A 20,998-nucleotide genomic window follows, 5' to 3' on the forward strand; every position below is an offset into this window, starting at 1 on the left:
CCTTTCTGTTCCTTCTCCCCTGCTCCCTGCTCCCTGCTCCCTTGCCTCTTTTTCAACCCTCTTTTTGATGCAAATTTAGCGATCGCACTGTCCCCAAGTGTTCTTGTAATTGTTGGGCAAGGATATTCAGGTTTGGAGGGTGGATGATGGTGAAATGATTACCATCAACAATCTCTGTATGGGTTCTACCCGTAGTGTATTGACTCCAGTCTGTTTGAGCTAGCCTTTTTTCAAGCCGCTCTGAAGCCCACCAAATATAGAGGCTAGCTTGAATTGGGGGAGGAGAGTAACCTCTGAACAGTTGTTCATGAATCTTGTCAAGAGCCACTTGTTTTTCCAAAATCTCAAAAGAAATCTCCGTTGAGAGGAAATTTTTTTCTTGTCCCCAAACCATCATCCGCCGCAGACTTTCAAAATAAGGTAAGTCTACAAGCTCCTCTCGTAGTGCCTGTTTTTCAGTAGAATTAATAGTCATAACAGCATCGGCGAAAGCTTTGCTGATTCTCAATGCGAGTTCTAGTAAGAGGTCTTCGTAAGCTGGGCCATTATCTGGAACTAAAAAACCATCCAAAAGTCCAACCAAACCCACCTTCTCGCCTTGCTGCTCTAACTGTTTCGCAACACTCACAGCAAGGGCCCCTCCCATAGACCAACCAACAAGAAAATAAGGGCCATTGGGCTGATGCTGGCGAATGGCGTTAGCGTATTCAACAGCCATAAGATCAATGCTGTGATGCTCAACAGCCGGGTCATTGAGAGCGCGGGACTGTAAACCGTAGACAGGTTGATCCGATCCAAGACAGGCTGCTAGATGCTGATAAACTATTACCTGTCCCCCTGCTGAGTGCATACAAAAAAGTGGTGGCTGAGTTCCTTTAGCTTGGATTGGAACTAAACATGAGGGTGATACTGAAGCAGAAGTATTATTTATGAGAAAATTTGCTAACCCTGCCACGGTGGGATACTGGAAAAGTACGCTCAGAGGGATATTTCTGCTAAATTTTTGATTAATTTTCGACATTAGTTGAGCAGCTAATAAGGAATGTCCGCCCAACTCAAAAAAATTGTCTTGAATGCTAATCTGCTTAAACTTGAAGATTTTAGCCCAAATTGTTACCAGTAGTTCTTCAACAGGATTTGCAGGTAGTTCAAAAGTTTTTTCTAACTCCAGTCTAGTGCGATCGCGTGCGGGAAGCACTTGAAGATCCACCTTACCGTTAGGTGTTAGCGGGAAGGACTCTAGCGTTACGAAGGCAGAGGGAACCATGTACCCCGGCAGTTTTTCTTTCAGAAAACCGCGCAATTCCCTAACAACAACAGCCTCTTTTTGCTTCAAAACTATATAAGCTACGAGATCCTTTTCTCCTGGCACATTTTCCTGGACTATAACTATGCCAGTACTGACGGCTGGGTGTTGGTTTAATACAGCTTCAATTTCCCCCAATTCGATGCGGAAGCCGCGAATCTTTACTTGACGATCAATTCGACCAAGAAACTCGATGTTACCATCCGGGAGGTAGCGGGCTAAGTCTCCAGTTTTATACAGACGTTTTAGCTCTCCTTTAACCCCCGATTTCTCTCTTCCCTTGGTAATTGCTAATGGGTTAGGGATGAATTTTTGCTTGGTCAAATCTGGGTGGTTGAGGTAGCCTCTAGCAACACCAGCACCACCTATATACAGTTCTCCAGAAACACCTATGGGAGTCGGTTGTAGATAATTATCCAATATGTACACTTGAGCATGAGAAATGGGATTGCCAATTGGTACGTTTTTTCTCTCAAGTTTTATTGATGTTGAATCGGATAATTGACAGAGTGTAGTGACTACAGTTGCTTCAGTGGGGCCGTATGTGTTTATTAGCTTCGGCAAAGAACCGACATACTGCTGCCACATTACTACTTGCTGCGGTAACACTCGCTCTCCTCCAATAATCACCAACCGTAATGACTCTGGGAAAGAAAAATTAGCGATCGCTAATTCCGAGACTAACTGATGCCAGTATGCTGTAGGTAAGTCTAAAACTGTCAATTGCCAATCCCGACAAGCTTGCACAAAATCAGGTACAGAACTCAACATTTCTTGAGTCCGCAGCACTAGCGTACCACCACAACTTAAGCAGGGATAGATTTCTTCTGCTGCTGCATCAAAACTAATGGAAGCAAATTGTAGTATGCGATCGTCTTGTTTGAGTTCGTATGCAGCCTTCGCTGTTTGGGTGAAATTGACTAAGGACTGATGTTCAATCATTACTCCTTTGGGTTTTCCAGTAGAACCGGAAGTATAAATCACATAAGCTAGATGCTCCGGCTTAACTCCACTAATCGGATTTTCTTGACTCTGGGACAGATTCACTGGCCAATCAGTATCCAAATAGACTATCTGCGCTGGATGCGACGGTAATTGACTTCCCAGCTTTTGTTGAGTCAACAATACTGAAACATCGGCATCTGACAACATAAACGTCAAACGCTCTTGGGGATAGGTGGGGTCTAGCGGTACATAAGCTCCACCCGCTTTCAGAATGCCCAAAAGTCCCACAACCATGTCTAAGGAGCGTTCCACATAAATACCCACCAACACCTCCGGCCCAACTTCTAAGGTTTGTAGGTAGTGTGCTAGTTGATTGGCTCGGACATTTAATTCCTGGTAAGTTAGTTGCTGGTCTTGAAACACCACTGCCAAAGCATCTGGGGTCAATTCCACTTGTGCTTCAAATAACTGATGAATACATTGCTGGGAATACTCTATCTGGGTGTTATTCCACTCCACTAACAATTGGTGTCGCTCAGTTTTGGTTAGTAGGGGCAATGACCAAATTTGCTGATCTGGATTGGTAATAATTGCTTCTAGCAAGGTTTGGAAATGACCCGCCATGCGGCTAATTGTCGTTTCGTCAAACAGATCGGTGTTGTATCTTAACAGACCAAGAAGTGATTCCTTGGTTTCCATCATGTCAAATACTAAATCATTCTGCCCTTCTTGCTGGGGAATGACAAAAGGCTCTAGCGATAACCCTCCCCAATCTTCTCTGGTTTTTGCTTGAGTGGATACGGATAATTCTATGTCTTCTCCCAACTCCTGTAATTTCATCAGATTAAAGGAGACGCGGAGAATTTTGGTTAGGCTGAGGTTATGGTTTACCTGGAATTGCTCAACTAATAAAGGTGAGGGATAATCTTGATGAGCGATCGCATCCAATACTGTATGGCGCACTTGAGTTAAAAGTTCAGAAAACCTAGGATTATCAGCAAGATTGACTCGCAAGGCGAGTATATTCACAAAGAAACCTACTGTCCTAGCGAATTCCGGCTGACTCCTACCCTCCGTTGGAGAAGCGACAATAATATCTTCCTGACCTGTGTAACGATGGATTAGCACTGCAAAGGCTGTTAGGAGAGTCATATAAAGGGTAGCTCCCAAAACTTTTGCTTGCTCTTTAAGCTGATAAGTCAACTCTTTACTTAACTCAAAAGTATAAGAAGCTCCCCGATGGTTCTGAAATTGCCCTCTAGGTCTATCTGTAGGTAAGTTAAGCACTGACACATCAGCCAACTGTTTCTGCCAGTAAGACCAAAGATGTTCTCCTATAGGACTTGCCAGCATTTTCTGCTGCCATTGTACGAAGTCTTTATACTGCCACTTATTGGGAAGTAAAGACACGACTTCACCAGTATTTTCTATTTGGTAGAGTAAACGCAACTCATCTAAAAGAATACCAAATGAGAAGCCATCAACAGCAATATGGTGTATTGCCAGTAAAAAAATATAATCTTGGGCAGAGCGAGTAAACAAACACAAGCGCAATACAGGCCCTCGTTCCAAATCAAAAGGATGCTGATAAGCCTCAATTACTTTTTTAGTTAGTTCTTCCCAGTTCCATGTTGCAGCGTCAGTTTCTTCAAGACAAACTTCCTGATATTCATGAATCTTTTGAAAAGGTTCAGCGTTATGTTCGCCAAATGTAGTCCGCAGCGTTGGATGGCGAATTACTAACTGCTGGCAAGCACGTTGTAAGGCTAAAATATTTAATCTGGAGCGGATGCGGACTGTAAACGCAATGTTATAAGCCCCGCTTTTTGGGGCAAATTGGTACATGAACCACAGCCCTTGCTGCCCGTAAGAAAGGGGATAAGATTTTGGGGTGTGAAACCCTTGATTGAGTAATTGTAATATTTCTGTTTTATGCTGCTTAATTTTATTCAGCAGTGGGATATTTAATACCTCTTTTGGCCCACGATAACGCAGACGTTCTCCATCGAGAAACAATTCTACATTTTGTTGCAAAAGGTCTTTGAGAAACTCAGCTATATTCATATTTCACCTTCTAGCCACTCCCCATCATTTATTTTGATTGGGGCTAATTTTGGCTCATCTTGGCTGAGAATTGGCAATTGCTCAGGAGATACAGATTCACTATTTCCATTTATTAGCTGTTCAATTACTATTGTTGCCAAACTAGCAACAGTAGAATCTTTCATGAATTTGACCGCAGGTACATCTACTTCCAAGTCGCTTCTCAGTCTATTTCTCAGTTTAACAGCTATCAAAGAATCGAGTCCCAGATGATTAAGAGGTTGCTGTACGTCTAGTTGGGATGCATTTATCCCAATGGCTTTGGCGATGTGTTCTTGAAGATAAGCGATTAAGACTGCTTGGCGATCGCTCGTACTCAAACACAAAATATTATCATTATTTAGTAGCATCTAAATAAAAACCTATGCGCTTATAGATTGATGATTCTCATCAAGGGTTTCTTGCGGTTCACTGTTTAATACAGCGATGGTTACATCACCTTCAGACCAGCCTCCATTTTTTTCATAAAAGGCACATGAAGTCTTCAAGATAATTAAATTCCCACGGACAGAATATTTATTGATTGATAGACTTCCTTGAAAATGATTAGAATTTATTGGTTTTCTAAAGGTACTAGAAAACTTAACAATCAGAAAATTACTAAGTTGTCGCCGCTTATAGGTTTCTAAATCCCAGTCTCTCATCACTTCTAACAAATTATTTTCAATTAAATAAGCAACCATGATATAGAATAACTGGTTGTAACAAATGTTGAATTCTACCGAATTAAAGTGCCCGGTGGCTGCAATGTAGCAAGATTCTGGAATAGAAAAGTCACCTGTTACCAACCATAATCCTTGACGATCGCTGCTTGATTCACCAACTAATTCAGGACATTTAAACTGTGCCTTTCTCAAATATTTGCAATCATCTTTATATGGTTCCAAGAACACATCTAATAAAACTTGGCTTACGTCATCTGTCTTGCTAACTTTGGGATTTATATTCATAACTATCCTGTCAATAAATTAGGAAACATAAAATGGTAAGCCGTCATAAATACCTATGCGATAGCTTACACTTTTCTCACCTTTTGGTACTGAAGATGCTTTGTGATTAAGTGTTCTGTTATCCCATAAAAGAATGTCGCCTTCTTTCCAGATGTGCGTATGAATATGCTCATCACACTCAATAAATGAAAATAATTCTTGTAAAAGTTCTTGACTTGTTTCATAATCAAGACCTTTGATACCAGTAGTAAAACCTTGGCTCATATACAAGATTTTTTCATGAGTCGCTGGGTGCATAATCACAGCCGGATGTTTAACAGATGGAAATTTCTTTTCAAAGTCATTCAAAATATCTATGATGGCTTTGTCTATATCCCACTCTTGCACTTTATAACGCCATTTCGCTTCATGTACCATGTATTTTCCATCAATGTAGCTTCTTAAATTTGGAGCTAACTTTTTATAAACTTGCTGCATATCGATATAGTAGGTTTCTCTAACCGAATTTGGCAGCACCTTTGGGTACAACATGGTAAGTGGCAACGGTTGATCAAGAAATGCACAATCAGTATGCCAGTATCGACCTGTTCCTGCAACGCCAAATTTTTTCCCATCTTTTGAGACATTGGAAGATACAAAAATTTCAGGATAGTCCGGGTGATGATAATTTTCTTGAGGGTATATTTGTGGCGTACCAATTTTTTTAGCAAATTCTATATATTGGTAATCACTAATATTTTGTCCTCTAAAAACTACTATTTTATGGTCGTATACAAGTTTTTTAATGATATTAACTTCTGCTTCGCTAATCAAAGCTACATCTATCTCTAAAATTTCCGCTCCAATTTTTTCTGAAACTGGTTGATTGATTTTCATGATATTCATTATTGTATTGGAATTTTTCAAGTTATTAATTAATGAGATTTGGTGCTTTTAGAGAATTATGAAAATAGTCTAATAGGACTTACGTAAAATCATGAAAAAACGAACCGCAAAGGACGCAAAGGACACAAATAAATAAGAGTTCCAGAGAGTTTTTGCGTAAGTTCTATCTAATTTATTACTAGCCTTGGCCACTAGAAGTCAAGGCTATACAGACAAAACCCGCTTCCGTCGGTTAAAAACCTGTGATTACATCTATTACAAAATAATAAATTTTACACAGATAAATTTAGCTGTCCATTACCAAAATTATTTAGTTGTAAGAATGGTTGTTTAGAGTGTTCCAAAAAATAAATGATCTAAAACCCGCCGTTGCGAACGCTCACGATGACAATTGGGCATTTTTTACTTGGAGTACTCTTAGAGGAATGAAAAGATAAATGACTTACTATCTTGCCATATTTTTTGTGATTATTGATAGTGTTCATCTTTTTTGCAACTCAAGGGTTAAGCATATAGCATACTAATAGTGTTTAGCAAGTAGCAATAGATAACTATTTTTAATACCTTTTAAAATAGACAAAAAATATTAAGTTTTTATTCCTTATATAAATGATTAATGGCTTATTTGTAAATTAATGCCAAGTATTACAGGCTGTCTTTTGACTTAAAGCTCTGTTTGATTAAATAATATCTAATACTTTTCTGCAACTCCAAACAAATTAATGCTATACACCAAGAGTCGTTGCTCCAACTAATTGATAGTTGAGACTAATAGACTTGATGTTTGTGTGTGTCAATAACTCATTACGACTAATACCTATAAAGTAGTAGTCTGCCAATAAAATTTTGAGGCATGAATCAATTTTTCTCTTCCTTTGCGTTCTTACGTCCTTCGTGGTTCGTTCCTTAAATAATGGGAAAATCAACAGTTTCAAGCAAGGATAAATTACCTCTTTGGCAGCCGTTGACTGTACGCGACTTCCTGCTATTGTTTATTGGTGAAAGTGTTTCACTTTTAGGAGATCAATTTTTCTTAGTGGCATTGCCTTGGTTGACTATCCAGTTGACTCATTCTCCTGTCAGCTTGGGTGCGGTGCTAATGGCAGCAGCAGTTCCGCGTGCTATTTTAATGTTGCTTGGTGGTGTCGTTAGCGATCGCATCTCACCCCGGTTACTCATGCTTGTTTCCCATACTTTATGTGCGCTACTGACAGCTTTACTGACGATACTGGTTTGGTTCCAAGGGACACAGATATGGCTTCTTTACCTATTTGCTATTAGCTTTGGAATCATAGAAGGCTTTTCCATCCCAGCCGCGAGGTCAATTATCCCTACCCTCGTCAACCAGGAGCAGTTGACAGCTAGTAACACCTTGAGTCAGGGAGCTACTCAACTGATTGTGCTGATTGGGCCAGCATTAGGCGGTTTGCTGATTGCTACCGTTGGTATTGAAAAAGCATTTGCAATTGATGCTGCCAGTTTCGTTTTCTCAGTCGCAACACTTTTGCTGATGAAAGGCGGCCGTAAGGAAAGTGTTGTGAATGACAAGTCTATTACGAAACCTTCCTTAAGGAGCAAGAGTCTAAGTTTAATCGCCGGTATTCGGGAGGGACTCAATTATGTTTGGCATAATCCAGGACTGAGAGCAGTTTTGCTGGTCATAACGGCGATCAATCTTTTTTTCCTCGGCCCATTAGAAGTTGGCATCACATCATTGGCTCAAAGTCGCTTTTCAGGAGGTGCGATCGCATTAGGAACAATGAAGTCAGCTTGGGGTGGTGGTGCGCTATTAGGGACACTGATGACTGGAGTTCTTCGCTATCCTCCACGGATGGGAGTTTTGATGCTGAGTCTCGCTAGCATCCAAGGCTTTGGTCTATTCTTGCTTGGTTTTATACCAAATATATTATTAGCTAGTATCACAATTGCGATACTAGGTTGTTGTAGCGGCTTTTTTACTGTTTTAGGAATTACCTGGATTCAAAAGCAAACTCCTTCTGAAATGTTAGGAAGAGTTATGAGTTTAGGGATGTTCTCTGCCTTTGGGATTGCTCCGTTTTCTTACGCTTTAGCTGGCTTATTAGCTGATTTAAATCTGATTATTCTTTTTTCTGTGGCAGGTGGAATTATAGTTATAATCAATACTTTATTGGCAGCAAATCCATCAGTTCGCAGTATAGAGTAATTAGTCTACTAGCGGTTCTCGTTTAAGTGAGGTACACCCATAGGGGCACAAGTAGCCAAAAGTAAAACTGAGTTCTTACCTAGATTGAGACTTTTAATAGTTTGTGTTTGAAATGCGATCGCAGTACTCTAGATGTTATTAGCAAAATATTCATCCAGCTACTGCTCGGCAAATCAGGATAAGAAAATGAGAGAACATATCAGCCAGAAGAAACAAACTACAGGCTTCTCAATCCCATCCCTGAAACACCCGATCCTCGGATTTGGCTTGAAGTCATCGGCAATTTCACGCCAAGCAGTTCCTGAAATGCAACCACTCCACAAACCAGTTACTCACAATATCAGTCGCATACCACTGCGTTCCCAAGCAAAACTCTCAATTAGCGAGCCTGGAGATATCTACGAACAGGAAGCTGATAGCGTAGCACAGCAAGTAATGCAAAGAATGGCCCAACCTGTAAATAGCCAGTCTATCCAACGAGAAACATTGCCAGAGGAAGAGGAAGAATTGCAGATGAAATCTCTGGACAGTAGCACACTGCAACGAGAAGCATTGCCAGAGGAAGAGGAAGAATTACAGATGAAATCTCTGGACAGTAGCACGCTGCAACGAGAAGCCTTGCCAGAGGAAGAGGAAGAATTACAAATGAAATCTCTGGACAGTAGCACGCTGCAACGAGAAGCATTGCCAGAGGAAGAGGAAGAATTGCAGATGAAATCTCTGGACAGTAGCACACTGCAACGAGAAGCATTGCCAGAGGAAGAGGAAGAATTACAGATGAAATCTCTGGACAGTAGCACACTGCAACGAGAAGCCTTGCCAGAGGAAGAGGAAGAATTGCAAATGAAACCGATGGTGCAGCGTCAGGCTGAGGCTGGAATGACTGCTGCGCCTGACCTGGAAGGCTCTATTAACAAAGCAAGGGGTGGTGGAGAGGCGATCGCAGACAACATCCGCAAACCAATGGAGGTGGCGTTTGGCGCTGATTTCAGTCGGGTGAAGGTTCACACAGATGGTCAATCTGACCAGTTGAATCAGTCAATTCAGGCGCGGGCTTTCACTACGGGACAGGATGTGTTCTTTCGCCAAGGGGAATATAATCCTGGGAGTCGGGGCGGTCAGGAGTTGTTAGCCCATGAGTTGACCCATGTGGTGCAGCAGAGTGGGGGGTCAAATGAGTTGACTCATCTGGTGCAGCAAAGACTGGATAGTTCAAAACCGACTAGGCAGACTGAAAGATTATCTATAAAGAAAACTTCCTCTCAGCCTATAGTGCAGTGTGGAAAATGGAAAAAAACGATGCCTCATAATCGAAATTATGAGAAAAGAGTCAATCAGTTAACAGCACCGTTGGTATTAACCCCAACACAGCAAAGTGACAAAGATGAAGCAATAAACCTTGCTAAGTTGCTTGATGATGATAATTCTATGACCACTACTTCAACTAGATATGCTCCTTATAAAAAGAAAAGCGGAAAAATCCATGCTGATAACTTAATATTTGAAGTTGCACACGAATATTATACCTTATTAGAGAGCCTGAAAGTTGCAAAAGAAAAGACTAAATGGTTTGAGCGCCAAGATAAAGAAGGGCGTTCAATGAAGACTGTTATAATTCCTGGAAAAGTTAATTTGGCAGAAGGCTCGAATACTAGTAATACAGTGAATGGTTATTTTTATGGGGCTGAAAATTTAAGTAAGAGAAAGAATAGCAGCGGCTCGGCTTTATATATTAAAGGGCATTTATTAAACGATCATTTAGGAGGTAGTGGTACATACTTTAATCTAGTCCCCTTAACTGCGGAGAAATTGAAAAAAAATAAAACTGGAAGTAATGACGCAAATGGTATTCACGAAAAACAAGTAGAGAGCAAAATCAAAGAACTTGTCGAAAAACCTTCACAAGTAGGGTCGATAAAATACAAGGTAGAATCACTCGTACCGAGTCTTCGTCCTGCAAGACTACAAACGCAGATTGTCAAAGATTTTGCCTTAGAATTTGAAACAGCAGCAAAAACAAATCCAACAGAGAATACTAATGAGATTAGAGATAGAGTTATAGCTAAAGATGTTCGGTTTCAAGGTGGAATTGCTCAACAACTAATTACATCTGTGGGCAAGGGAAACAATATTCTACCTAGTACTTTGATTCCGATTTTGAAGAACAATGCCGAACTCTGGCAATTGGAGGATGAAAAAGTTCCTTATGGGATCAAATGTAGCGCATCTTATATTGACTTAAGCACAGGATTGAAGGAGATCCCCAAAGCAAAGGATGGCTTACCAATTGAAGATTATGAGATAGTCAACGTTCTTCCAAGCTTATATACTGCTCCTTACCAAGAATAATCTTATGTTTCACATAGTGTAAACGCTTGACACCATAAAATAAATGTCCCGAAAATTTAGACTTTGGGTGAATTGCTTGATAAGTGCGATCGCCCGAACCATTCAGACTATCATCCAATTGAAGGATATATTGAATGCGTAAATCCTAGCTATCAATCATCTTAAAAGTTTTATTGAGCTAAAGGAAGCGATCGCTAGCCGAAATTTCAGGGTAGTTGATAACCCACTAACTACCCCATGAAATTTGACAGCTTTTAAGAAACCTGGTGTATTAACTAACAATTTAGCTACACGATATACACCGTAAAATTAACTAGATTATCCTGACCAAATCGCAATGAATCGCCATTAAGCAAGCGATATTGCATACCAGGAGTTAGAGGATTATTGTTTAAATAAATACCATTTGTACTCATATCAACAATCATGTATGCATTTTGCGACCAGTCCCAATCGACTCGCGCATGACGACGAGAGACTATTCCCTCGCTGGGGATACCCGTCAAGTCAATTTCTGGCGGCGCTATTCCTGGACTCTGACTGCGGCGACCAATATAACCTCCCTCGCCAACGAGGTGAAATTCTCTACCGGTGGTATGAATCAGCTTTAAAGCTGGCGCTCTTTGAGGCGGTGGGGTATAAACTGGGGGTGTTGGTTGATAAGCAACCCGTGGCTGATAAACTGTTGAATAATCAACGGGGGCTTGTTGGGGAGTTTGGTAGTTAGGTTGCTCTGGCGGTCGCTGATACTGAACAGGTGGTGGTTGACTAGGTTGTTGTTGACTGGGCTGTGATTGAGTAGGTGGTTGTGGTGTAGGTGCAACTACATTACCTACAGGAGTGGAACACCAGGGACAAACCTTAGCATTGTTAGGCAGGGCGCGGTTAAAATATTCGCAACTGGGATTAGGGCACCGATTTGCAGGCATAGGAATTTATATCATCAGGCATAGGTTGTAAAGCTACAAGACCTACTTTATTAAGTAAACACTGACCCTGACGAGTGGTTAGCATCTGGGCAAATGTAGAACCACCGGGCAGGCGGCTGCTGTCTTTAGGGTACACTACAAAAATAGGGTATCCCAAGGGGTAGCTTTGGAATGTTGTGACATCAACATAATAATCATCATGTTGACACAAGTCATCTGAGGGATTTATTGAGCGACGATCGCGCCGTTGAAACAGAGGTTGAATCGCTGATTTTTTGCCATCGGCGATCGCTAGCGGATAACCAGTACACTGACTCGAAGTTTTACTGATAATCCCAAAACTGATAATACCAGTGGTTCGCCCCTCTAAAGTCTCGCTGCGGATCTGATTTTGGGTTTTTGTTGTATCCAGTTTAGTAACATTGGCTGCAAATAAAGCTTCGTCTTGAGGGGCATTTTTGAGAACTATTTCTTGAAATTTACTGATTGCTTCCGGTTCAGTTGGGGCAAAAGGTTTTACCGCTAGATTTGGAAGTTTGGGATTAATTTGCTGCCAATTGGTAATTTTACCTGTGTAAATTTGACGCAATTGCTCAAGACTTATTTGCCCCCCAAGAGCATTAGCAAGATTTGAATCTCTTTTGTTAAATGCTACAAAAACAAGTAACCCATCATAAGCAATTGGTTTTTTAGCAAGTTTATCTGTAATCTGGTCTACCAAGCTAGTAATTGCAAAATCTTTTTTGTTTGTTTGGACTTCTTCTATACTTTTAATTGGATTATTTACATTAGATGACAAAACAGATTCATAGTTATATGTTGCTGTTGCATCTAACTTTGGTCTGGTCAATAAATCTCCTAAACGACTGTTGTCTACCGATTGGGTTAAAACATAGCTCCATGTACTGTCTTTTTCTCCGGTGTAAGTAAATTGTCCCGTAGGAACGTTGGGAACTTCAGAGAAATTCCGCACAAGTCCGCACCATTCTCCACATTTATTAGGTTCATCTATTTTCTTACCCAAAAGAAAATACCAAATTCCCCCGCCAAGTAGTAAGAAAGTCAGGATTCCTAGTAGTAGAATTAAGGGCATTGGTAAACGCTTTTCTATTACTTGAGAGCCTGATGACGATCGCACTGAACTACTGCTACGATCTTCTTTGGGAAGTTGCAGGAGTGCTTGACGAGCCGTTTCAGCATTCTCGAAAGGAGTTTCTAGCCCAATTAGGCGATAAATAAACTGCTTTAAATGACTATCGTTATCTGGCCATTGTTGATTATCTCTAGGGTCAAGAGGCTGGTTGGATGAAAAATTAGTTGTTCGTCCTACCCATAAATAAAAGGCTAGCAATCCTAATGATTCTAAATCTTGCTCAGGTCTGGCGGGCGCGGGTTGAGGAGTAATCGGTGGAATAAATAAGTTTTCCCAGATGGCTAAATCACCAAAATATATAGAGAACTTTTGATTATTTTCTAATTTAATTAAAGTACTATCTAAACTAATGTTGCCGTGAGTTATACCTAGTTGTGTTTGATTTGAGGGAAAACGCAGCTTTTGGGTGTGGAGAAACTGGAGAGTTTGTAAACCTTGATTTAGTACCTCACGGACATCGGCAGATGTCATTGCCCCCTTCTCTATGAGATATTTGCCTAAAGTTTGGGATGACTCTATGCCTTGAATGATAAGATAGCAGCGTTCTCCTTTTTGATCTGCGATCGCTTCTTTCGTTTCCACAAGACGGAAGTTTTGAATTCGACTATCGGCTAAACTTACCCCACCCACCCGCTTGAAAGTCTCTTTGCGCTTTTGAGTCTCGCTTTCATTAAAAGAACGATTGGGTAGGAGGTATTCTTTGATGATGACAGGTTGTTTGTCTTTAAGTTGAATACCTGAGTATAAGCGCCCTAAACCCCGCACACCGATAAAACTAACTATTTGATAAGTTCCCTGATTCCCTTTAATCTCAGCTTCCTGCGGTAAAGTTGCTGGAAAACCGCATTCCAAGCAAAACTTAGCCCCTTTAATTTGCTGCGCCGTTTGGAAGGGGCGATCGCAACTTAAGGGAGAATTGTATGAACAGGGGTATTCTGGATAAAAAGATTCAAATGAAGGCATATAACCAATTCAAAATTCAAAATTCAAAATGCTATCAAGCGTGAACTAATCCTAACTTGAGAGCAGCCACAATAGCTTGAGTCCGGCTAGTAACCTTCAATTTTTCAAAAATACTTGTGAGATGCGCCTTAACAGTAGCAACTGTTACATATAAATGTTTAGCGATTTCTTCATTAGAAGCACCTTGAGCTAACCAGTATAAAACTTCTTGCTCTCTTTCGGTTAAATGCACTTCATGACATGCTTTTAAACAAGAATCTGAGTAAGCCTGAAAAAACCGGAAAAATCGACTAGCAACTTCTGAAGGTAGATAAATTTCCGATCTTATAACAGTGTCAATCGCCTCACACAATTGGGTTGCTAAACGATTTTTAAACACATAACCTGCGGCTCCCGCTTGCATTGCTCTAAAAATCCAGTCGTCTTCTTGATGAGCCGACAATACTAAAACCTTTCCAGTGTAAGCAGTTTCTTTAAGACGTGCTAAAACTGTAATCCCATCGCATCCCTTCAATTGCATATCCAGCAAAATTAAATCTGGACACTTCTGGGTTGTAAACTTTAAAACCTGCTCCACAGAATCTGCATCACCCATAACTTCTACAGGTAACGCAGAATTAATACTATAGAAATTTAGGAGAGTCCGTAACCCTTGCCGGAACCTTTCTTCATCATCTACCAATAAAACCGAAAGCTTCTGATTATCATTAGTCATATTTTTATTACAAATTACGAATTAATTGCCGCTCCTTGGTCGAGGTAATATTACAGAAAACTGCGCTCCATTTTCTGATAAAACTTGCGCCCAAATACTGCCTTGATGATCCAAAATAATTTTCTTAGCAATCGTTAAACCCAGTCCTGTGCCTCCTTTACGCCGGGAATAAAATGGGGTAAATACTTTTTGTAAATCCTCTTGAGATAATCCTGGCCCTTGATCTGAGATTTTAATTAAAACTTCATCTTGAAAAATTTGCCAACTACAGGTAATAGTTCCTGAATTCGGACTGAAATAGACAGCATTACTGAGGATATTGTCGAATACCTGTTTCATTTGTAATCGGTCTATCTTCAGTATTGTTGATGTATCGGGAATCGATATTTTAAGTTTTTTCTGATTAATCAGAGGTTGTAAATTCGTGATACTTTCAACTATCAAACTTCTTAAATCTTGAAGTGTTACCCTTAATTTTGCACTTTGTCCACAATCAATAAGCTCATTTAAATTAATATCTAAATCTTGTATGCTTTCACTGATAATTTTTGCTTGCTCTTGCCAAGGACTATTGTCTAACCCTAAGCATAAGTTATGTGCATACAATCCTATAAGCCCTAGAGAGTGACGCAATTGATGACCGATTCGATGCAGAATATCTTCTAGAAGTTGAATTTCAGTTTTTTGTCTTCGATAGTCTAAGTAAATATATACATACTTACTCAAGACCATAGCAGAGCGTTTTACATATAACTGCAAACTCTCTGACAGAGGTTTATGAGTGATAATTTGAATGTATTCAGGTTTTTGATTTCTATATCCTATGGGGCAAATATAAGAAATGGATGAAAAACCCTGAAGTTTAAATTCATGTAAAGTAAAAACAGGCGGAAAATCTGTCAGCCATGCTTCTGAGCGCAAATAAGCTAAAGTTTTTTGGGTAAAAGGAGCTTGGTCTTGACCATAATTTATAACTTCCTGATGATTTTTCAGTAAGCAATCATGATAGACAATCCGAGCGCAAAAAATTGGATATTGACTAGTTAACTGCTCAGACTCTAGCTGACAATAGCTCTGAATATCTGAGGAATTCAAATAATTCGAGCCATTCTCTAGTTTTTGTACAGAAAAGCCTAGTGTCATAGCTTCACTCGCTTTTTGCAACTAAATATTTTACTCTTCTGCTGATTAGTATAAAATTATGCAGTCTCAGAAATGCTTATTTTTTTGTTAAGTTATCTTGTTGAATAATTTATACAAAGAATTATTAAGTTATCGCTATTTGTCACACACTTTGTAACTCATTTAGTAATACGCATACTGATTTTAAAGCTTGCTATGTAGTTCCAGTGTACTTAAGCTTGTGAGTAATTAATAGGAACAGGATCAAATAAGAAGTAAGGTGTCTAGTACAGTGCGGCGGAAATAAACCACCCATTCCAAATCAATGAAACCCTCATGCTGTATTCGTTTTTAATTTTTAATTTTTAATTTTTAATTCCGCCCTGCGGTACTAGTTGTTCGCGAATGATTTAGGATTGCTGTATATGTAAGCGAACAAGTCTATATTTAGTTTTAAAATGTCTGCTAAAAATACAAAAAATCGAAATTTGATTGCATCTCGCGACTGGCCAATCGAGCAATTACCTGGACTGAGCCATGAGGAACAATTACAACTGCAAAATTGTGGAATTAGTACCACAGTAGCGCTAGTGAAACAAAGCAAGACCCTAGAGGCACGGCTGGCGTTAGCAAATAAATTACAAATTCATCTTCAGTATGTAAATAAATGGATGGCTTTAGCTGACTTGGCGCGTATTCCCAGCGTAGGCGTGCAATATTGTGGTTTATTACTACATGCAGGTATTGGTTCTGTAACACAGTTGGCACAGACTCCCACTCACAAATTGCACCAACAAATTATGCGCTTGCAAGTAGCAACAATGCAGCGACGAGATTTGTGTCCAGCGATTGAGTTAGTACAACAGTGGAGTCAGCAAGCGCAAGCAATCATCAGTTAGGAGTTAAAAGTTAGGAGTTAAAATTCATAACTCCTAACTCCTCACTCCTCACTCTTTAACCAAGACACCATTAAGAAAGATATCAGCGAGTCCTTCAGCCATTTCTTGCATTTGTTGGGGGGAAGCGTCAGGTTCGATTAGGGTGTTGTTAGAAAAACCTGCGATCGCAAACATTCCCAAGAAAACTTTAGCAACTAGCTTTGCGTCCGTTTGGCGATAAATGCCTTTATCCATCGCTGTTTGAAAGAATGCTTCACCGACATCGGTCATTTTGGTAATGACTTCTAATTGGATGCGATCGCGTAAATCGGGGTGAAACTGCACTTCCATAAAACAAACGCGCATTAAATCAGCATTTTTTTGAAAGTTCCACATCCGGCGACGCATCACTTGAGCCACCGCTTTATAGCTGCCCATTTCACTTAATTCTGTTAGCAAATCGGTTAAAATTTCTACCCAGCCATTCGTCGCTACTTCTACCAAAATTGCTTTTTTATTGGGAAAATGACGAAATAACGTGCCTTCAGCTACACCTGCCGTCTGAGCTAAATCACGGGTGGTAGTACCGTCAAATCCCTGAGAGGCAAACAACCGTTGTGCTGCCTGTAAAATCCGGGTGCGCGTCTGAGCCTCTGAGGGTGGGGAAGAATTAAAAACTCGCATAAAAGTTATGGTGATATTTGCGGAACACGATTTGTAGCATTATTGTCTAACGTCAAGTCAAAAAGCTCAACAAGCTTAATACAACATTAACGTCGTTTTGCTAAGTATCCTGTTTCTCAGGTAGTGTAACTTTATCCTAATTTTTTGCTTATGAACCAGATCAGTCGGTCAATTTTGGATTTTAGATTGGGGATTTTGCAGGACTTACGCACTCAAAGCCTAAAACTTAGATCCCCCCTAACCCACGCCAGTCGCTCCACTTGGGGAGACCCCAAGACCGCGCAGGCTCCCCTTAAAAAGGGGGGGATCTCAAAAGCCCACTTTTTAAGGGGGTTGGGGGATTTCTTATGTTTAACTTCTGTATCTGTCATATCACGGCGGTTGTTCGCCACTTTGTTGGCTTTGATCGTTTTCTGGTGGGGACTACTACCAGAAATTGCTTTGGCTCAAACTCAAACTGCACCTCCTCAAGAAGCCAAAACTCAAACTCCATCAGTTCAAAGTTCGATCCAACCTTATCTGGATCGAGTCATTAAACAATTAACGGAGTTTCGCCTCGACAATGGTTTAAAATTCATTGTTTTGGAACGACATGAAGCGCCTGTGGTTTCTTTTCTTACTTATGCGGATGTCGGTGGGGTGGATGAGTCAGATGGTAAAACTGGTGTAGCTCACTTTTTAGAACATTTGGCGTTTAAAGGTACAACGCGCATTGGTACACAAAATTACAAAGCCGAAAAACCTCTATTAGAAAAATTGCAGCAGTTAGATACTCAAATTAAAACAGCAAAAGCCGATGGCAAAAAAGACGAAGCTGTGCGGTTGGAAGCTGAGTTTAAACAAGTAGAATCACAAGCAGGTAAGCTTGTCAAGCAAAATGAACTAGGGCAAATTGTCGAACAAGCCGGAGGTGTGGGTTTAAATGCCAATACTTCAACCGAAGCCACCCGTTATTTTTACAGTTTTCCTGCTAATAAGCTGGAACTCTGGATGTCGTTGGAGTCGGAACGATTTCTCGATCCGGTAATTAGTCGTGAGTTTTATAAAGAGAAAGATGTAATTTTAGAAGAACGACGGATGCGGGTGGAGAATTCACCCATTGGACTGATGCTAGAAAAATTTATCGGTACTGCTTATAAAGTGCATCCCTACAAGCGTCCAGTGATTGGTTATGACCAAGATATTCGCAATCTGACACCGGATGATGTGCAGAATTTTTTTGATACTCACTATGTACCAAGTAATTTAGCGATCGCTATTGTCGGAGATGTTAACGCGACTCAGGTGAAAAAACTAGCGCAAATTTATTTTGGCCGCTATCAAGCAAAAACCAAAGCTGTTGAACAAATCCCGGTGGAACCACCACAAAAACAAACACGGGAAGTTACTTTACAGCTAGCTTCTCAACCCTGGTATTTAGAAGGTTATCATCGTCCGGCAATTACTCATCCAGATAATGCAGTCTATGAAATCATTGGCAGTTTATTAAGTGATGGACGCACGTCGCGGTTATATAAGTCTTTGGTAGAAAAGCAGCGTTTGGCACTAAGCGCTCAAGGTTACAGTGGATTTCCTGGAGATAAGTATCCAAACTTAATCTTTTTCTATGCTCTCACGGCTCCTGGTCATACAGTTGATGAAGTGGCGGTGGCTTTGCGCCAAGAGATTGACAAATTAAAAACTGAACCTGTAGCGGCGGTTGATTTGGAACGGGTGAAAACCCAAGCACGGGCGGGTTTGTTGCGTACCCTGAATTCAAATATGGGGATGGCTCAACAATTGTTGGAATATGAGGTAAAAACTGGCTCTTGGCGGAATTTGTTTAAGCAGTTGGATGATATTTCGGCGGTGACGACGGCTGATATTGTGCGAGTGGCGAAGGAGACTTTTACGCCGGGGAATCGCACGATTGGGAAGTTGTTGTCGAAGGAAGGATAAGAGAAACGAACCGCAGAGACGCTGAGGGCGCAGAGGTAGAGAGATATGAAGAGGCACAAGATGAAGGGTAAAAGGCGGATGGCTTTGAAAATCAAGAATGGGAAGGGGTTAATTTATGCATTGGTTGCTGTTTTTGCGTGTTTACTTTTAACTTGTAATTTTTCTCTGGCGGCGACGGTTGAGGCAAAGCACTATACTGAGTTGCAGCTACCGGCGCTACCTGAGATTAAGATACCGAAATATGAGCGGTTTGTTCTCCAAAATGGCTTGGTTGTCTATTTAATGGAGGATCGCGAATTGCCTTTGGTGAATGGGACGGCGTTTGTCAGAACAGGGAATCGCTTGGAACCAATGGAGAAGGTTGGGTTAGCGGGTTTTACTGGCGCGGTAATGCGAACTGGGGGAACTAAGCAACATTCGGCTGATGAACTCAATCAGATATTGGAACAACGGGCGGCATCTGTGGAAGCTAGTATTGGTGAAGGTTCTGGTAGTGCTAGCTTTGATGCATTGAGTGAAGATTTAGAAACGGTGTTTGGGCTATTTGCTGAGGTGCTGCGATCGCCAGCATTTGCTCAAGAAAAGCTAGATTTGGCGAAAACTCAAGCTAAGGGTGGTATTGCCCGTCGCAATGATAATCCGAATGGGATTGCCAATCGAGAATTTAAAAAATTGATCTATGGGAAAGATAGTCCATACTCTCGCACTATAGAGTATGCAACGGTGGATCGGATTGAGCGTGAGGATTTGATCGAGTTTTATCAGCAATATTTCCACCCTAATAATATAATTTTGGGGATTGTGGGCGATTTTGACTCTCAGAAAATGCGATCGCTAATTCAAGCTAAGTTTGGCGACTGGAATCGTAACCCAGGGATTGCTAAACCCAAGTTACCAGACGTTTCGCCAGCTAATACAGGTGGAGTCTTTTTTGTTAATCAACCACAACTAACCCAAAGTAATGTGCTTCTCGGCCATTTAGGCGGACGGTTTGACAGTCCCGATTATGCAACACTGGATGTCTTGAATGGGGTGTTAAATGGATTTGGAGGACGCTTATTTAATGAAGTGCGATCGCGCCAAGGTTTAGCTTACTCTGTCTATGGCCAATGGAGTCCCCGCTACGATTATCCTGGGATGTTTATTGCTGGTGGACAAACGCGATCGGATGCTACCGTGCAGTTTGTCAAAGCCTTACAAGCTGAAATCAAGCGTACCCAAACTCAAAGAGTCACAGCAAAAGAACTGGCTTATGCTAAAGAATCTACTCTCAACTCCTTTGTATTCAACTTTCAAGATCCCAGCCAAACCTTATCACGGTTGATGCGATACGAATATTACGGCTATCCCGCTGATTTCCTCTTTCGCTATCAAAAAGCCGTCGCCGCCACCACAGCTGCTGATGTACAACGGGTAGCACGAGAATACCTCAAGCCAGAAAAGATTGTGACTCTAGTGGTGGGGAATCAAGCCGCCATTCAACCGCCATTGACGCAGCTAGCAGCAAAGGTGACACCAATCGATGTAACGATTCCTGGTTCGCAACCACAGGCGAAGAAGTAATCACAAATTGCGATCGCAACGATAAGTAGTTAAACAAAATTAATTACACAATGTCATTGCGAATGGAGCGTAAAGCCTTCGGCATAGCTTCGCTTAACGCGGTAGCGTCTCGTAGAGATAGCTAAATGAAGCATAAGTCCTTCGGACACGCTTCGCGAACGTGGGGGCTGGGATTGCTTCGCTTCGCTCGCAATGACTGTAATTAATTCTGCATGGTTACTTAAGTAGAGACGCGATTTATCGCGTCTCTAGTCAAATCAGATAATTTGCTTCTTTATCAGGAAATGACTCAGGACAAATTGTAGTAACCAATAGAAACTAAATCAGGAA

The 20,998-nt window shown here is 40.9% G+C and carries 14 protein-coding genes; 5 read left to right on the forward strand and 9 right to left on the reverse strand.

The window, feature by feature from the left end; genetic code table 11:
* Window positions 1-52 precede the first annotated feature (52 nt).
* Genes GTQ43_RS24950 through GTQ43_RS24965 form a run of 4 tightly spaced genes read right to left on the reverse strand, consistent with a single transcriptional unit; the run spans window position 53 to window position 6,180 of the window.
* Window positions 53-4,315: an amino acid adenylation domain-containing protein gene (locus GTQ43_RS24950; protein WP_265275394.1), complete on the reverse strand. Its 4,263-nt coding sequence runs from the start codon at window positions 4,313-4,315 to the stop codon at window positions 53-55.
* A complete protein-coding gene (locus GTQ43_RS24955) occupies window positions 4,312-4,704 on the reverse strand; it encodes an acyl carrier protein (protein ID WP_265275395.1) in 393 nt (130 codons plus the stop codon). Before GTQ43_RS24955 ends, GTQ43_RS24950 begins: the two co-directional genes overlap by 4 nt.
* Before the next feature lie 12 nt (window positions 4,705-4,716).
* Complete coding sequence (locus tag GTQ43_RS24960; protein ID WP_265275396.1) at window positions 4,717-5,304, reverse strand: FcoT family thioesterase; 588 nt, start codon at window positions 5,302-5,304, stop codon at window positions 4,717-4,719.
* An 18-nt stretch (window positions 5,305-5,322) separates the two neighbouring features.
* Entirely contained in the window at window positions 5,323-6,180 is an 858-nt protein-coding gene (locus GTQ43_RS24965) for a TauD/TfdA dioxygenase family protein (protein ID WP_265275397.1), read from the reverse strand.
* A gap of 922 nt (window positions 6,181-7,102) precedes the next feature.
* Between GTQ43_RS24965 and GTQ43_RS24970 the strand changes: the two genes are divergently transcribed.
* Both GTQ43_RS24970 and GTQ43_RS24975 read left to right on the forward strand, forming a co-directional pair.
* On the forward strand, window positions 7,103-8,374 hold the full coding sequence (locus GTQ43_RS24970; protein ID WP_265275398.1) for an MFS transporter: 1,272 nt from the start codon (window positions 7,103-7,105) through the stop codon (window positions 8,372-8,374).
* Between the two features lie 132 nt (window positions 8,375-8,506).
* Window positions 8,507-10,723 carry a DUF4157 domain-containing protein gene (locus tag GTQ43_RS24975; RefSeq protein ID WP_265275399.1) on the forward strand — a complete coding sequence of 739 codons (2,217 nt, stop codon included), beginning with the start codon at window positions 8,507-8,509 and terminating at the stop codon, window positions 10,721-10,723.
* A 287-nt stretch (window positions 10,724-11,010) separates the two neighbouring features.
* Here the strand turns inward: GTQ43_RS24975 and GTQ43_RS24980 are convergent, their stop codons facing one another.
* The 4 genes from GTQ43_RS24980 to GTQ43_RS24995 are packed head-to-tail and all read right to left on the reverse strand — an operon-like array spanning window position 11,011 to window position 15,626.
* Window positions 11,011-11,652 carry an FHA domain-containing protein gene (locus GTQ43_RS24980; RefSeq protein WP_265275400.1) on the reverse strand — a complete coding sequence of 214 codons (642 nt, stop codon included), beginning with the start codon at window positions 11,650-11,652 and terminating at the stop codon, window positions 11,011-11,013.
* Window positions 11,630-13,768, reverse strand: coding sequence for a substrate-binding domain-containing protein (locus tag GTQ43_RS24985; protein WP_265275401.1), 2,139 nt, complete (start codon window positions 13,766-13,768; stop codon window positions 11,630-11,632). The genes GTQ43_RS24980 and GTQ43_RS24985 overlap by 23 nt, the downstream gene beginning before the upstream one ends.
* A gap of 34 nt (window positions 13,769-13,802) precedes the next feature.
* The gene (locus tag GTQ43_RS24990; protein ID WP_265275402.1) at window positions 13,803-14,483 is read right to left on the reverse strand and encodes a response regulator; all 681 of its coding nucleotides are present in this window, start codon (window positions 14,481-14,483) and stop codon (window positions 13,803-13,805) included.
* Between the two features lie 21 nt (window positions 14,484-14,504).
* On the reverse strand, window positions 14,505-15,626 hold the full coding sequence (locus tag GTQ43_RS24995) for a sensor histidine kinase (RefSeq protein WP_265275403.1): 1,122 nt from the start codon (window positions 15,624-15,626) through the stop codon (window positions 14,505-14,507).
* A gap of 437 nt (window positions 15,627-16,063) precedes the next feature.
* Between GTQ43_RS24995 and GTQ43_RS25000 the strand changes: the two genes are divergently transcribed.
* Entirely contained in the window at window positions 16,064-16,504 is a 441-nt protein-coding gene (locus tag GTQ43_RS25000; RefSeq protein WP_265275404.1) for a DUF4332 domain-containing protein, read from the forward strand.
* A gap of 48 nt (window positions 16,505-16,552) precedes the next feature.
* On the opposite strand, the gene GTQ43_RS25005 is transcribed toward GTQ43_RS25000, so the two are convergent.
* Entirely contained in the window at window positions 16,553-17,167 is a 615-nt protein-coding gene (locus GTQ43_RS25005) for a TetR/AcrR family transcriptional regulator (RefSeq protein WP_265275405.1), read from the reverse strand.
* A 396-nt stretch (window positions 17,168-17,563) separates the two neighbouring features.
* Between GTQ43_RS25005 and GTQ43_RS25010 the strand changes: the two genes are divergently transcribed.
* Both GTQ43_RS25010 and GTQ43_RS25015 read left to right on the forward strand, forming a co-directional pair.
* Window positions 17,564-19,105, forward strand: a complete 1,542-nt coding sequence (locus GTQ43_RS25010; protein ID WP_265275406.1) for a M16 family metallopeptidase — start codon at window positions 17,564-17,566, stop codon at window positions 19,103-19,105.
* 45 nt (window positions 19,106-19,150) lie between these two features.
* Window positions 19,151-20,668 carry a M16 family metallopeptidase gene (locus GTQ43_RS25015; protein WP_265275407.1) on the forward strand — a complete coding sequence of 506 codons (1,518 nt, stop codon included), beginning with the start codon at window positions 19,151-19,153 and terminating at the stop codon, window positions 20,666-20,668.
* Window positions 20,669-20,998: the final 330 nt, after the last annotated feature.

Source organism: Nostoc sp. KVJ3 (assembly GCF_026127265.1).
Taxonomy (GTDB): Bacteria; Cyanobacteriota; Cyanobacteriia; order Cyanobacteriales; family Nostocaceae; genus Nostoc.

What these genes read in the sequence shown, in the direction of transcription:
- GTQ43_RS25015 (WP_265275407.1), top strand. Translation starts at nt 19,151, where the DNA reads ATGAAGAGGCACAAGATGAAGGGTAAAAGGCGGATGGCTTTGAAAATC.
- GTQ43_RS24970 (WP_265275398.1), top strand. Translation starts at nt 7,103, where the DNA reads ATGGGAAAATCAACAGTTTCAAGCAAGGATAAATTACCTCTTTGGCAG.
- GTQ43_RS24960 (WP_265275396.1), bottom strand. Translation starts at nt 5,304, where the DNA reads ATGAATATAAATCCCAAAGTTAGCAAGACAGATGACGTAAGCCAAGTT.
- GTQ43_RS24985 (WP_265275401.1), bottom strand. Translation starts at nt 13,768, where the DNA reads ATGCCTTCATTTGAATCTTTTTATCCAGAATACCCCTGTTCATACAAT.
- GTQ43_RS24995 (WP_265275403.1), bottom strand. Translation starts at nt 15,626, where the DNA reads ATGACACTAGGCTTTTCTGTACAAAAACTAGAGAATGGCTCGAATTAT.
- GTQ43_RS24955 (WP_265275395.1), bottom strand. Translation starts at nt 4,704, where the DNA reads ATGCTACTAAATAATGATAATATTTTGTGTTTGAGTACGAGCGATCGC.
- GTQ43_RS24950 (WP_265275394.1), bottom strand. Translation starts at nt 4,315, where the DNA reads ATGAATATAGCTGAGTTTCTCAAAGACCTTTTGCAACAAAATGTAGAA.
- GTQ43_RS24990 (WP_265275402.1), bottom strand. Translation starts at nt 14,483, where the DNA reads ATGACTAATGATAATCAGAAGCTTTCGGTTTTATTGGTAGATGATGAA.
- GTQ43_RS25005 (WP_265275405.1), bottom strand. Translation starts at nt 17,167, where the DNA reads ATGCGAGTTTTTAATTCTTCCCCACCCTCAGAGGCTCAGACGCGCACC.
- GTQ43_RS24980 (WP_265275400.1), bottom strand. Translation starts at nt 11,652, where the DNA reads ATGCCTGCAAATCGGTGCCCTAATCCCAGTTGCGAATATTTTAACCGC.
- GTQ43_RS24965 (WP_265275397.1), bottom strand. Translation starts at nt 6,180, where the DNA reads ATGAAAATCAATCAACCAGTTTCAGAAAAAATTGGAGCGGAAATTTTA.
- GTQ43_RS24975 (WP_265275399.1), top strand. Translation starts at nt 8,507, where the DNA reads ATGTTATTAGCAAAATATTCATCCAGCTACTGCTCGGCAAATCAGGAT.
- GTQ43_RS25000 (WP_265275404.1), top strand. Translation starts at nt 16,064, where the DNA reads ATGTCTGCTAAAAATACAAAAAATCGAAATTTGATTGCATCTCGCGAC.